Origin of the sequence: Nocardioides glacieisoli (assembly GCF_004137245.1) — a bacterium.
Classification (GTDB): domain Bacteria; phylum Actinomycetota; class Actinomycetes; order Propionibacteriales; family Nocardioidaceae; genus Nocardioides; species Nocardioides glacieisoli.
Window position 1 is genome coordinate 20951 of the sequence record NZ_SDWS01000005.1, and the last position, 13466, is coordinate 34416.

A 13466-nucleotide genomic window follows, 5' to 3' on the forward strand; every position below is an offset into this window, starting at 1 on the left:
TCTGTCTGCCGGACTTATGGTTCAAGTGGGCGCCTGGCGCGCATGGGCCCTTCCTGGTGGGCCCCTCGTCAGGCACCACGGGTCCCAGGGTCACGTCCCCGACGCCGCTAAGCGTCTTCGAAACCATGGACGATTGCGGCAGGCACGTGTAAACCCGTTCATGGAAGCGGAGCCATCACCGACCGAAATAGTGCAGTTGGACGACCTCCTTCGACAGGTTACGCCCCGGGACGTTGTCGCGTGAGATGGCCCCGAACAGGTCAATGGGGAATGCCTCCGGTTGTGAAGTGGAGCTGTTCAGAAACCGCGTCCCTGACCAGGAGGCCTAGTGCCAGCTGCATCGCGTGCCGCCCGCTCTTGCACCACTGCCCGTCAATCAGGATCTGGATGTCGGCGTCGCTCGTCAGAGCGATAGGTGCGGTGCGGACTGCGGCCATGGAGCGGACGGTAGCTGCCGGTTGGACAAGGCGCTCTTATGGCTGGCTGGCAGTGCGTCCCGCGTGTGGTCCCGATACCTGGACGGTGTCTACCTGGACATCAGTGAGCACCACCAACGGTGTGTTCATGATCATTCGCAGGTCTGTCGTGTTGAACTCGAGGACCCCGCCGGCCTGGGTGAGAACCCAAGAGTCCTCGCTGATGATCGAGGCATGCTGCGCGCGGATCTCATCTCTCAACTGGCGCACGCACGTTGCGTCGCCAGTGAAGATCAGCCGGTGCACCGTCATTCAGTGAGGGTTGCAGGCAGGACGCTGCACCTGGGGCTTTGCTGTTGCCACGTCTCGGCCACAGTGCCCACGATGGGACCCAAATCCCGATAACTGGGCGGTAACCCAGGCGGGCCGGTGACGCCGGTCACTTACCGACTGGTAGCAGTCTCCGCGTATCTAACGTGCCGTCTGATGCACGAGCAGATAACTACTGCCGCATCCGGGCTGCACTCACTCCTTCCAGGGCAGTCAGTCTGGCGCCCAGCCCACCACCCCTCGGGCTGGGCCGCACCCGCTCCAGTCCAGTCGACACCTCCGGTTGAAAGGGCCGCCATGAAAACCGAAGAGGTCACTGTCAAACCCGGCCGGCCACTGGACTGGTCACCCGCAGGAGCCTGGCCATTGGGCCATCCTCGCCATCAGTTCGACCAAGGCGAAGCCCGTACGTATCTGCACTCTCAGGACGACGACCTAGCCGCTCACATTAGATGACTATCGAGTACGCCATACCGTTCGAGCGCCGCTAGAGATGCGGGATCCGAAGCGGCACCTGTTGTATACGCGGATCTCGAAGTCCCTCAAACGTGAGGTCCCGTGATGTTCGAGCCGCCCATCCGCACATGTTCACCGGTGCGTCCTTCAGGTGCGACCGCTTGCTTACGGACGTTTCCGTGGTGAGGCAATTGCGCTTCTTGGTCGTTGACGATACGGCGGAGATCCGCGACTTGATGGTTCGTATGGTTGAAAGGGCAGGACACGTCGCTGAGGAGGCCGCAGACGGGGTGGAGGCCACGGAGTCGCTCTCTGCGCATCGGTACGACGTGATGTTGCTGGATCTCTCGATGCCGCGGATGGATGGTGAGGACGTCGTGCGCTGGCTCCACGCTCATCCAGACCGCGCCGAGGGCCTTCGCACCGTGGTTGTCACTGCTTGGGCCGGTGACAGACGTGGACGTCTGCAAGAGCTAGGCGTCACCACCGTTCTGCCCAAACCATTTCGACGGCAACACTTGACCGACCTCATCGCTGGCGTTGCCATCGATACCGAGAACTGAACAAGAAGCCAAGCCCCGCGAGAGCGGGGCTAGATTGACGGCGCAATTCGGCACCAGCATCGGCATGCGCCTACGAGCTCGAGTCAGACTCGGTGCGCTCCGTTGTTGTTGGATGGCTGAATTGGGCACCTGCGCTGGAATCCGCTGCCTTCGCCGGGCGTGCGACATTGCGGTTGACAGTTTGGCCGGCCTGATCGTTTCAGCCTGGGCTTCCGGTCCGACACTTGCGATGGTCAGACACTCAGAACGACTGGCGCCTTGCAGGCGTTCGCGCGTCCGCGTGCCCCATTCCGCCGCGTGTCGACCACGAACGGCCAGTGCGCCCGCCGAGCCACCAACTACAAACGGCTGACGAGCATGGCGGCGTCTCGCCAGGCCTCGGTCGCCTTGCCAGGGGTGAGGCCGCGGTCGGCCTGAAAGCGGTCGCGTGTGACGCCGGCATCACGCGCGCGGCGCGCTTCACCAGCGAGCGCGAAGCGCGACGGGTCGGCTTCGGGGTTCTCGTAGAACTTCGCGTCGCGCAGCAGCGACTTGACCGTTTCCGGCCCGACGCCGAGTGCGACTGCGATGTCGGCCCGGGTCGAACCGGCGCGCTGCATTGCAAGGGCCTCCTTGCCTCGTTCTCCGCGTGCCTGCATCGAAGTCGTCGACGTAGCGTCACTGGCAAGGTGCAGCGGTGCGGCGAGTTTGGGTGTGGGGGTGGGGTGGAGGTCGCTGAAGTAGCCGGCGAGGCTCAAGTCGGATGCTGCGGACCGGAGCTGCCGTATCTCGGTCGGCGTCAGGACGTCGTCGTCCAGGGCGGCGCTCTTGAGCCCTTCCAGGAATCGCTGGTTAAGCGCAAGCACCTCGCTCCCACCCATGCCTGCGGAGCCGGCAAGGTCAGCGAGGAGGTGAGCTTCCTCGCGCGTGATGCGACCGTCGGAAAGCACTTCAGCCAACGCATCGAGGTAGGCCTCGGCTGCTGCGTCCGCCGGCTCGAGACCCGTCCCGGGAAGTCGGGCCATCAGCGAGGGCATCCATCCGTCCGTGCCCTTGCGCAGGGAGACAGCCCGGGTGACGAGCGGGATGCGAGCGTCGGACGCGTCCGCCGCGGTCCAGTCCAGTGGCGAGCCAGTGTAGAGAAGCGGCGCGCCAAGCTTGCTAGCCATCTGAGGAAGGAGCGCGCTCACCGCCCTCACGTCTCCGAGGGCGGCATGCTTGTCGACGAGGGTGACCCCGCCGGCTCGAGCGAGCGTGCCGAGTTTGTAGTTGGGTGTGGAGAAGGTCTGTCGCCCGAGCCACAGTGTGCATAGAGCGGGAAGTGGACGCACCTCGATGCCGGCTCGCTTCAGTTCGGCAGCGAGGAAGGCCTCTTCGAACGTCGCGTTGTGGGCGACGACCACCGCGCCGCTCATTCGGGCGAGCAGATCCGGCGCGATCTCGGCGAACGTTGGCGCACGCTTCACCTGGGCGTTGGTGATGCCGTGAATGAAGGTGGGGCCGACGTCCCTGCCTTCCGGGTTGATCAGTGTGGCGAACTCGTCTTCGATCTTGCCGCTCGCATGGACTCGAGCGACGGCTACTTCAACTACGCGATCGCGTCGCGGCGACAAGCCGGTGGTCTCGAAATCTATGACGGCGAAAGGGCCGCCGTGCTCGGAGCCGCCGCGCACAGAAGTGCCGCCGTACTGGAAGAGCGGGCCCTTCAGCCCGGGCTCAGCGAACGGAATTTCGCGCCCTTCGGACCTCCAGTTTTCCGATGGCCTAGAAGGGCCGCGCTCGCGGGTGTACGTGGGCGGACGACTCGTAGAGCGCGCCCGGCTGGAGCCCGGTTTCGCTTGCGACGCAGAGCGGGACTTTGCGGCTTGGTCACCGCTGCGGGCCACCAGGTAGAAGACCACGACGATGATCGCGACGAAGATCACCCAACCCATGTGGGCGAACGTAGCCGCGGCGGGCGACTCACCTTGGTGGAATGGCGCAATCCAATGAGCTATTGGCCGGCGCGGCAGAATGATCTGCTCCCGCGTGTCGGCGCCCGAAGCGCGTCATACCGCCGCGAGTGGCAGCGGGGCGGTCGCTAGGGAGATGCGACTGTCCTGCCGGCTTGCGGTTGGCGAAAGGGCGGCCCCCAGTCTGCGACGAATTCGCTGATGAGCCCTGACTCCACGTCATCGGGATCGGCATCGGGCGTTTCCCGCCAGGCCACCAACAGGCTTGCGCTGTCGGCGAGTTGCCAGATGAATCTGCCGCCCCAGTGGCCCACGGGTTGGGCGGCGCCGCGCCTCCGGAATTCGTCGAGCCGCTTGGCGATGCCGCGGCGACCGCTTGTGCCCACTGCGGCCTTACCTATGTAGAGAACGTGGGGTCCGTCAACCCAGGAGCTTTGGGAGAGTTGGCATGCCAACGGACGGGTCCTTCCCCTTGAACCATCCCGCAGGGCTCTGGTAGAGGAAGGTTGGCGGCTCCGTTCCGTCGCGCAGGATTGCGTAGACGCCCTGCCCTCGGGGGACCGGGGATGTGGGCAGGTCCCGGGAGGGAATGAACCCATTGAACCCAGCCTCAACCAGGCCCTCCCGCGTCCACTTCACGTTGGTTCCCCACTCGCGCCGGGAACGGCAGGCGACGTAGTCGACACCTCGCCCGAGGGCTCGATACCCACCTCTGGGCTGTCCGAGGTTTCTTCAGCGCCATCCTGGGAGGAGTAGTCGGTGGACACCAGCGCGGCAGGCACGGTGTCATCCAGGTCTTCCGGCTCGACGCTGACAGGGCGAAGCCTCGGCGGGGCCGCCGACCACGCTCGCAGGTTGCCCAGCACGTCCAAGTAGAAGCTGTCGACGGTGGTTAGGACGGAGTCGATGAACGATCCTCGTCCCCGACCGCGCTTCGAGCCCAGGTTTCCGGAGACGGCAAGCCGAAACGATCGCAGTTCCTTCGCCGGATCGAGCACCAGGCTGTTCGGGTTCTCCCGCACGGTGGACAGCAGTTCGGCCGCTTGCGACCCGCGTGCGTGTGCGACGAACGCCTCGACCCGCGTGCCGTCCGGCGCGTTCTTCAGTTGGCGCACCAACCAGTTCACTCGAGTCGTGGCTCGGCCCTCTCGTGGGGAATCGACGTCGACGTGACAGGTGACCTTTCCTGCCCGGAGGTCTGCAGTGACGACGAGCTGGCCGACGGTGTCCGGGATGCGAATGGCGCCGGACATCTGGCCCGTGGTGCAGAGCGACTCCGCCAGAGTTTGGGCGCGAACGAGGGGGTCCGCGGCCTCTTTGCGGGACAGCACCGGGACGACCTCGGTGCCGAGCTGGCGACCCAGTTGGAGGCTGGCGAACCTCAGGAGTGCGTCGAAGCGGGCGACCACCTCGGCGATGCCCTTGTCGGTGCTGCGAAGGGTGCCGGCGGTGACTTGGTCGCGCACGCCGACCCACGCCTCGCCCATGTCCTCGAATTCCAGCGCACCGGACTTGCTGTGTTCGAGGTAGCGGATGAGCTCTCCCAGGATCCATGCCTGGTCCGGGTCGGCGACGCCGCGGAACTCCTTTTGCATCACAGCCTCCGCGAGGACTTGCGACCACGAGATGTGGTGCAGGTCGACCTTCTTCAGCTTTCGCTTGTCGACCTTCGTCGGGTGTTGGCCGGCGATCGCGGGGATCTCGTTCGAGATGGTGATGACGGCGTCGAAATTGTTGTCTCGGGCGATGTCGAGGTAGTTCTCCAGTTGCTCGCTCGCGAGTTGGTTGGGGCCGGTCTTCACCTCGACGAGGGCCGTCCAGCTCGTGGAGCCGCGAGTGACGCGAATCAGTCCATCGGGGTAAAGGCGCTTCTCAGCCAACATGAATGGCACCTCGATGTAGCAGTCGAGCGTGCCAGCAGGGGCGCCAAACGGCTTGACGAATCCGCGACCGAACTCCTTGACCGCCGTTAACACCGCAAGGAGCGCGGAGGTCGCGCGTCGCTCTTGTTCCTCAGCGCCGTTGATCCCCGAAGTAGGGATGAGGCGCGCTTCGTGCCATGACTCTTCGGCCATCAAATTTCCCCATATCAACTAGTCGAAGAAGTGCCACCCGCACTCCGGCGCGGCTACAGCCTTCAGCGGGACGCTAGCGAACCTCACCCCCACTCCGCGCCGAATCCGCCAAGTGTCGCAACGGTGCGCCCAATCGCTCTGCTTTCGAGAGAACGCCTGCAACCACGGCCTGGCTCGGCTTGGATCTACGGACTGACTCTTCAGGAGCCTTCATGTCCAAGCATCACCCGTATTCGCGCCTCGAGTTCCGTCGACGGTTGGTCATTTGGCTCCGGCGCAACCTCAAATTGGTAACGGGACTGACGATCGGCTTGGTGGTCGTCCTCGTGGCGATCACCGGGATCTTCCTCGCTACCGGGATCCACTCGAGCTTCACGTGGTGGCTGGTCGGAGTTCTGCAGACGGGCATTGTGGCGGCGTACCTCCACATGCTTCACACCGCGTTCTTGGCCCACGACGCAGAAGCGATCCGACACGTTCGTGGCGCATGGGGCGAGGACAACACGCGTAGCGAGTTGCAGCGCGCCAAACGGAAGAGGCTCGTGTGGGGCTGGGTCGACAGCCTCGGGCTCGAGCACGGTGACATCGACCACCTCGTGGTGACACGAAACGGTGGCCTGGTAGCCGTCGACTCTAAGTGGCGTAGCCAAGCCAGCGACACGACCGACATGGCACGCGCCGCCACGAGAGTTCGCCACCGTGCCGAAGGCGTGACGCGCGACCTCCTCAAGGGAACAACCCGCGGTACTCGACGTGCGAAGGTGAATCCGCTTAGCGTCACCGCCGTCGTCGTCCTGTGGGGACCAGCCCAGCACGGGGTGCCCGACGGCGCCACCGTAGACGGGATCGAATTTGTCGCTGGCCGAAAGTTCGTCGAGTGGCTGGGCCGACTCGACGGTCAACCCGTCCACCGAGCCGCAGCTACAGACATCGTACGCAGCCTCGAAGTCCGCCGCTCTGTCACGGAGAAGGCACAAGCTGGGCGTTCAGCGACTCGATAGCTACTGCGTCATACCGCCGCTTGAGGAGCGTCGAAGCTTCGCCGCCGCGCGCGCCCGGAAGTCCGCTCGAGGGGGTTGGCTTGGACTGAACTTGGCCGACCCCCAGTCGAACGGGCGCGTCGGACGCCCTTATTCCGGTGTGTGACTGGTCCCGGCTGCCTCGGACGCCTTGAAGCGAGCGCGGGCGCGGGCCAGACACAGCCCTTCGGTGGCGTGGTGGTGGTCCTCGCCCGAGAGGGACTGGAGGTGTTTAAGGACGTCTTCAAGTCCCGAGATGCAGTCCTCAAGACAGAGACGCGTCGACTGATGGTTCGAGTGCCCGCAGGAATGACTCGTTCAAGAAGAAGGAGTAGCCGGTCGTCATGTAGGTCGCCCCGGGGCGGGCGCCGCAGGGGGTTCGCGGTGCTGCTGATGCCGCGTGAGGAGCTGGCGTACCACCAGTAGAGGAACTGTTGACAACGCTATTAGAGCGCCGTCGGCGCGGCTTACCTCAACCTGGAGGCGCGGGGAGTCCGGTCAGTTCGCTTTGCTTGCAGGGTTGTTGAGGTAGTCGTCGATCAGGTCGATTCCGGCGCTGATGTCGTCGTTGAGAACGGCCAACAGGACGGCGGACGCGACTACATGCGCGGGCATGGGTGCGGGCAGGTCGGGGTCGAGGTGGCGGGCGATGGCGCGCAGCACAGGGTCATGATCAACGTTGACCGGTGGGTTGCCGTCTCTAGCGTATTCGTCAGTGTAGAAGGTCAGGATGTGGCCGGTGAACTCATCCACACAGTTGAGGCATCGGATGTTGAACTCTGCGTCATAAGTGTCAGGCGCGTAGTAGTCCTCGCCAGTGAGGGCCACTTCGTGCCCGACAAGTTCCCAGTAGATGTTTCCTGACACAGCTTGTTCCTTTCGTCCTTCGGTTGGAGTCATAGCAGTCGCTGGGAATTACGAATGCGACCGTAGTTTGACAGTTTGTGGTGTACCCGCGAACGAGAGTCCTCGATCGATTCGTAGCTCAGCGGCGTTTCGATTTTTTGGGTGTCGCCCGATTGGCGCGGTCGCCGGCGGGCCTCTAGCGGGTACTCGGATCGTCTTCTGCTTGCTGCCAACTGCGCAGCATGGAGGAGTAGGCAGAGAAGCGGCTGCGGCCGCCCCGCTCGCACGCCTGGTCACGACGGGTCGTTGAACGCGGCAGCAAGTGCCGCCTTTAGCGTCGTATGTTCGGTGAGTGCGGCGACATCGGCGGCCCGGACACGGAGGACGCAATTGTGCTGCTGACGAGCGGCGTCGGCGGGTGGAGCCATCAGGAACGCCCACCATTCGTCGCTCGCGTCCGTGTAGGGGATTAGTACTGACGCTTGGACGGCCGGGGGGAGTCCAGTCGCGGCCGTTGCCTGGTAGCGAAGTGCGTACCAGCGTGGGGTTGCCGGAGGCGGTGTCGGTGCGCTGGCGATGCCCATGGGAAGTCCGTCCAGGAGGATCTCGCGGCGGTCCGCGCTCCAGGACAGTTCTGCCGCACGCTTCCGCTGAAGCATCGTCAGACCGCGCGTTGCCGGGCAGGTCTGCGCTGGCGGGAAGTTGAGGTACGCGTCAACCGTGAGGGCGTGGTGCTCCCAGAAGGTGAATTGCCAGTCCTGGCCGAGACAACAGTTGCAGCGGTGACAAAGTAAACCGCGAATCAGGCCAGTGGCGTCGTCGTGATCCACGTGCACGAAACGTGGACGTGTCGCGACAGGTAGCCCGGTGGAGCAGATCGCGCAGCGCCCGCGCTGCCACAGGAACAGCGAATGCATCACGCTGTTGCTGTATGACCACGTCTCGGGTGCAGGAATCTCGGTGGGCGCGAGCCCAGAATTGAACCGTCGGGGTCGGCTCTGGTGACCGAGCCCTGCTGTCGTGGGGCATCGTTGCCCGGGCGGGTCGGAAAGGAATGCGGCGAGCCGGGCCGCCGTGGCGTCGTCGGGCGTCTTCTTCAGCGTCTTGTAGCGGCGCGCGCATAGAGCGCAGACGAGTCCCAGCAACAGGTCGTCGTCGACCCACTGACGCAACGAGCAGGCGGCGACGCTGTCCACTTCGTCCCCTGCTTCGTCGTTCCATCGCGCTTTCGTGCAACAGACCGCGCATTGTCCGTCCTGGAACTCCAGCAGCCCGTGGAGTGGTCCGTCGTAGTGAGGCCATGTCGTTGGCACGGGCATGCTGTACCGCGGCGGCGGGGGTGAGGCGGGAGTGCGCGGGGCGTCATCGCGGTCGTCGCTACTAAAGACGGGCATTGAGGGCATCGTCGGTTCCTAACTGCGGCTTTGGCCGCAAAGAACAGGGCGCTCTTAGCGCGCCCCGTCGTTGATCAAAGGTTCTGCGTGGCGGGAACGTTGGTGCACCCGCCTAAGAGCAAATTAGCATCTATAAATTGCTTTACGAGTCCACCTGTCTACCTTGGACGGCTGGGCATTTCCTGGCTGAGCCCGCGCAACCGAGCGGCGAGGTGCCGATTCCGTACGCGCGGCTGAGGGACATCCCGGCAAGGGGGCCGAATCGCCGTACGCGTATGAATTGAGGATCGGCACGCCGTCTGGCCACCTATGTCGACGCAGATCGGCGCCCGGGGGCTATTCCAACTCGGCTGGCCGCATACTGACCGGATGAAAGATGCGGTCGCTGTGGGCGAGACTGCGAAGCTCCTCGCCACCAACCTTCGCACTCTGCGTGCAGCTCAAGGCGAAACCCAATTGGCCGTCGCTGCAGCAGCTGGACTGACGCCTCAGCACTACCGGCTTCTCGAGAAGGCCGTCTCTCCATCTGGGGGTCCCGCCAACCCGCGGTTGAGCACCCTCCTTGCTCTGGCGCAGGTCCATGGCATCTCGGTTGCAGAGTTGCTGATCGCCCGGCCGCACGCCTGACGTTTGAGCACGAGCGCTACACCGCCGCCCGTTTCGGCAGGCGAAGTCACGCGACGCACTTGATGGCAGGAACGAGGACCACGGGGCGGGGCCGGGGGCGAGACTCTCGTTGCAAGGTCAGCGACCGGCGCGCGAACGGCCACGGCCGGTCACGGCCGGTCACCCCGACCGACGCCATCACTGTCGCTTGCGGCGGTGCCAAGTCGGCGTCAACGATGAACGCACAGGAGCCACCCGGCCATCGAGCGTTGGTGCGGCGCCACTCTTACGGCCGAGCGCCGTCAGAAAGGAGGCTCATCGCGCCAAAGGTCGGTTGACAAATGAGGCGCGGTGAGCGCCAAGAGCATTCGAGCGGCCTCTGCGAGGCCGCGCACGCCGTCGACGCCCGGTTCGGCGCGTTCCCGTAGGCGATCGGGCTCGAAACGGGCGCGAAGAATGTCGCGTAGGTCCGAGTCATCCACATCGAATTCCGAGAGAACTCTCTCCCAGGCCACGGCCGATTCCCCAGATACGCCGTTGCGAAAATAGAAGGCCGCCCGCTGAACGGGGAATCCGGACGTGACAGCCTCGCGCGTAAGGCCAAGACGCAGCACCCAGTGAAGGTCGCCGTCGGGAATCTCGTGCCGCGCTGCAACTCCCTCCCACGCGATGGCTTCCTCGACGGTGCAGTGGTCGACATACCGTTCCCCACGCTCGAAGGGGAGACCGGCAAAGAGCCACGGCAGGATGTCGAACTCGTCTTGATACCACTTCTGGCTTTCCGACATCTCTGCATACGCCCGAACGTCATGGGGAGTGCATCCCGCTGCATGGACTTGGCCCGCTTGCACCGGATCCAAGAACGCGAACATCGCGCAGGCAGTCAGAGCCGGCACGCCAGCGTTCGTGTAGGAGTCGAGAGTCGACAAGGCGGTTTCAGCGACGTTGCGGTAGTCCCGGTCTGGGATAAGCCTCGTCTCTTTGTCCCAAGCGGCGATCACGTCGGCCGTATGGCCGGCGTTTCGTAGAGCGTCGATCACCGCTTCGGCCAGCGGTTGCGCGTAGAACACTTGGCGCATCAACTCCGCTGCAGCGTCGGCCATGTCCGGCGACCGGGAGGAGAGACCTGGGTACTGGGGAGTCGTGGCCTCGAAGTACTCGAGGTTCCACGGATCGAGCACCGCGTCTCCGTTAGCATTTCGAACGTGATCAATTGAAACTGTCAGGGGGGTAGGAACAGACGTGTAATCCATGAAGCACTCCTAGATCAGGTTGCGGTCGTGTCGGTCACGACCGCCTCACTGAGTGGTATCGGCACGATCGGCGACGGACAGGCTGCAAATGAGTCGGGAACTTTTGGCCGTTGCGCGGTGGGCCTAAGAACGCGTGATGTGCACCCATGAGAGGCGTACAGAACGGTGATGTCGTCGACCGGCATCCGGTTCACTGCTGCCTTGACCCGCAACACGGCTGTTCGCCCGGTACAGCAAGGGGGCACCGCACAGCTCGGGCAGGCGATGTCGCACCAGCGTTTGCGCCCGCTGCCCGGAGGCGCATTGAGATGTGCGGTGCACATTCTCAATGCGCAGTGGAGGACGTGGGTCACCGGCCCCCTGCGGGTGCTGCGCAACGGGCGCGGTAACTCTCGCGGAGGTCAGGATCATGCGGCGCGGGAAAGACGACGTCGCTGTGCCTTCTCGTTACCGAGCAGGCATCGGTCCCCGATATGATCTGCGAGTTGGGCGCGCCTCACAAGGCGGAGCCCCGGCTGGGCTCATCGGCTTGACGCCCGGCCACTCAGCAGCATGTCGGCCTCGGCTGCCCACGTCGTAGAGGAACGACTCGCGTAGTAGATCTGCATAACTTCTTCGGTGTGACCAGCCCACTCGGCCGCGACGGCGGGGCTAACACCTCGCTCTAACCACCACGTGATCGCCGCCTTGCGTAGGACCTTTGGTGAGGCGTTTACGAGCGCTGCCTTGCTGGTCCCTCCGAAGACCTTCTCGAGTGCGGGGCGCCAGTACGTGTCCGTGAGGTTGCCCCAGTCGAGGTGCCCCCGGCCCGTCGGGCTGAGCCAAGTGCGCTGGCCGTTGCAGTAGCCGCGCTCAACGTGAAGTAGGAGAACCTCGGCGACCTCAGGTAAGACAGGTACGTCCCGATGCTCTCCCTCCGCGCGGTGCTTCAACGGCCTGTCCCGCCTCCCGGTGGACCCCTCCTTCGTGTCGTACACCGCAGCCTCCGTCTCTTGGAACCGCACCAGCGAAGGTCCGGCGCAGTACAGCCACTCTGGTTGATGCGCCACGAGTTCCCCTGGGCGCGGACCCAGAGACCCGGCGGCCAAGATCAGGCTCCGGAAGCGCTCGCCGGTCGGCCGCCCGTCCTTCATCCGAGATCCGAGTATGGCAATCGCGTCAGCCAGATCGAAGACCTCTTCGATAGTAGGAACGAGCCGAGCGCTCAGACGCTGCGGGCGGGGCTTTGGCGCCAGGGCCATAACTCCTGCCATGGGGTCTCCAGCTACCTGTTGACTCGCGGCCGCGGCCTTCACGATCATGCCGAGCGTGGTTGCGAAGGCCCGCACTGTCGCGGGGGACGCGAACTCAGGTAGTGACACGACGTCGACGACGTCTCCGGCAGTAGACAGGGCTGCCGTTAGCCGGCGCTGATTAACGGCAGCTGTACGTCCGTTAATGCCACGACGCTCGACGACCGCTGACTTGAGATCGTCGGCTACCAGGTGGTGCAGAGCGATGGAGTCGCCAGCATTGTGGGTCGATCCAACGCGTGGGTCCCCAGGGGGATAGCGGACTAGTTCCACGGCAACTTCTGCGTTGCGACGGTGGCCAAGACGGTTCTTGTCTTCGAGGGTCTGGGTGAGGGTCGGCCACCACACGTCCCATACGTACGACTCGAAGGAGTGACCGCTTTTAGAAGCCGCATCTAGCGTGTCCGCGGTGGGGTGGACCGCCGCGGCGGAACCCGACACTGGACGGCCGGGATCGACCGGCCAGCCGCGCTCGTCGGCCGCCCAGGCGTAGCGCTTCGCCTCCATCAACTCACCGTGGAACGTCTGGGCGTGCCCCTTCTGCCGGAAGGTGCGACGACGTGCGGCCCCGTCGACACGCCACCTGACGAACCATGCCTTCGCGGCCCGGTTGCTGGCAGCTGTGTGTGAACCGTCGGCCAGTCGCCCTTGAACGCTGTAGACACCCCAGACGCTCATCCGATTGCCTTGCTCTCGATCCAAACGCGGACCTCTGCGGGCCGGAACCGGACCTGGCCGTTGATTCGATACATGCGGGGAACGCGGCCGGCGGCGGGGCCGGCCTGGACCCACTTCTTCACAGCGTGGTCAGAGACGCCTAGCCACGCCGCGAGGCCCGCGATGCTGATCATCGGCTCGTCCGCCTCTACCCCGGCGCCCGTCCTGTTGCTCTCCATGTGTGGGTCTATCGGCACAAAATCCGGGAGGAGTACCGGGTAGACAGAAAAAATTTTGAGAACGGGCAACCGCCCATTACTGGACCTGTGTGTCCACCATGTGTCCAAGCGCCTTGACCCAGCGCGCACCGGGGTCCGCCGGCGGTCGGCCGGATCGAGCGACGAGTGCAAGAAGCCGCAGGTCAGAGGCGCTGACCTACGGCTTCGAGTGTTGTGCGCCTGTAGGGATTCGAACCCCAAACCTTCTGATCCGTAGTCAGATGCTCTATCCGTTGAGCTACAGGCGCTCGTCGCCCGCACTGCGCAAGCACCGCGAGGACTGGTTGAGGATAGCCGACCGGTTCGGGGCGGACGAAATCAGGACCACCCCGAAGCCGGGTCCCACCCGC

11 protein-coding genes and 1 tRNA gene are annotated in these 13466 nt (G+C 64.5%); 3 read left to right on the plus strand and 9 right to left on the minus strand.

The features are described from left to right. Nucleotides 1-260 precede the first annotated feature (260 nt). Nucleotides 261-437, minus strand: coding sequence for a hypothetical protein (locus EUA06_RS22450; protein ID WP_165354366.1), 177 nt, complete (start codon nt 435-437; stop codon nt 261-263). Nucleotides 438-473: 36 nt separating this feature from the next. After that, the gene (locus EUA06_RS11695; RefSeq protein ID WP_129475789.1) at nt 474-728 is read right to left on the minus strand and encodes a hypothetical protein; all 255 of its coding nucleotides are present in this window, start codon (nt 726-728) and stop codon (nt 474-476) included. Nucleotides 729-1330: 602 nt separating this feature from the next. On the opposite strand from EUA06_RS11695, the gene EUA06_RS11700 reads away from it, so the two are divergent. Then, nucleotides 1331-1765: a response regulator gene (locus EUA06_RS11700; protein ID WP_129475791.1), complete on the plus strand. Its 435-nt coding sequence runs from the start codon at nt 1331-1333 to the stop codon at nt 1763-1765. A gap of 338 nt (nt 1766-2103) precedes the next feature. Here EUA06_RS11700 and EUA06_RS11705 read toward each other — a convergent pair whose 3' ends face one another. Both EUA06_RS11705 and EUA06_RS11715 read right to left on the minus strand, forming a co-directional pair. Beyond that, entirely contained in the window at nt 2104-3678 is a 1575-nt protein-coding gene (locus tag EUA06_RS11705) for a 3'-5' exonuclease (RefSeq protein ID WP_129475793.1), read from the minus strand. A gap of 653 nt (nt 3679-4331) precedes the next feature. Then, nucleotides 4332-5771 carry a hypothetical protein gene (locus tag EUA06_RS11715; protein WP_207208327.1) on the minus strand — a complete coding sequence of 480 codons (1440 nt, stop codon included), beginning with the start codon at nt 5769-5771 and terminating at the stop codon, nt 4332-4334. 314 nt (nt 5772-6085) lie between these two features. On the opposite strand from EUA06_RS11715, the gene EUA06_RS11720 reads away from it, so the two are divergent. Beyond that, nucleotides 6086-6772, plus strand: a complete 687-nt coding sequence (locus tag EUA06_RS11720) for an NERD domain-containing protein (RefSeq protein WP_129475795.1) — start codon at nt 6086-6088, stop codon at nt 6770-6772. A gap of 516 nt (nt 6773-7288) precedes the next feature. On the opposite strand, the gene EUA06_RS11725 is transcribed toward EUA06_RS11720, so the two are convergent. Together EUA06_RS11725 and EUA06_RS11730 are read right to left on the minus strand one after the other, a co-directional pair. Further along, on the minus strand, nt 7289-7657 hold the full coding sequence (locus EUA06_RS11725; protein WP_129475797.1) for a hypothetical protein: 369 nt from the start codon (nt 7655-7657) through the stop codon (nt 7289-7291). A 272-nt stretch (nt 7658-7929) separates the two neighbouring features. Further along, nucleotides 7930-8832 carry an endonuclease domain-containing protein gene (locus EUA06_RS11730; RefSeq protein WP_207208328.1) on the minus strand — a complete coding sequence of 301 codons (903 nt, stop codon included), beginning with the start codon at nt 8830-8832 and terminating at the stop codon, nt 7930-7932. Between the two features lie 567 nt (nt 8833-9399). Here EUA06_RS11730 and EUA06_RS23380 point away from each other — a divergent pair. Then, entirely contained in the window at nt 9400-9657 is a 258-nt protein-coding gene (locus EUA06_RS23380; protein WP_165354367.1) for a helix-turn-helix domain-containing protein, read from the plus strand. A 281-nt stretch (nt 9658-9938) separates the two neighbouring features. Here EUA06_RS23380 and EUA06_RS11740 read toward each other — a convergent pair whose 3' ends face one another. From EUA06_RS11740 to EUA06_RS11755, 3 genes are all read right to left on the minus strand, one after another. After that, complete coding sequence (locus EUA06_RS11740; protein ID WP_129475801.1) at nt 9939-10889, minus strand: hypothetical protein; 951 nt, start codon at nt 10887-10889, stop codon at nt 9939-9941. A gap of 521 nt (nt 10890-11410) precedes the next feature. Beyond that, on the minus strand, nt 11411-12688 hold the full coding sequence (locus EUA06_RS11745; RefSeq protein ID WP_129475803.1) for a site-specific integrase: 1278 nt from the start codon (nt 12686-12688) through the stop codon (nt 11411-11413). Nucleotides 12689-13291: 603 nt separating this feature from the next. Continuing rightward, a tRNA-Arg gene (locus EUA06_RS11755) sits at nt 13292-13364 on the minus strand. Nucleotides 13365-13466 lie beyond the last annotated feature (102 nt).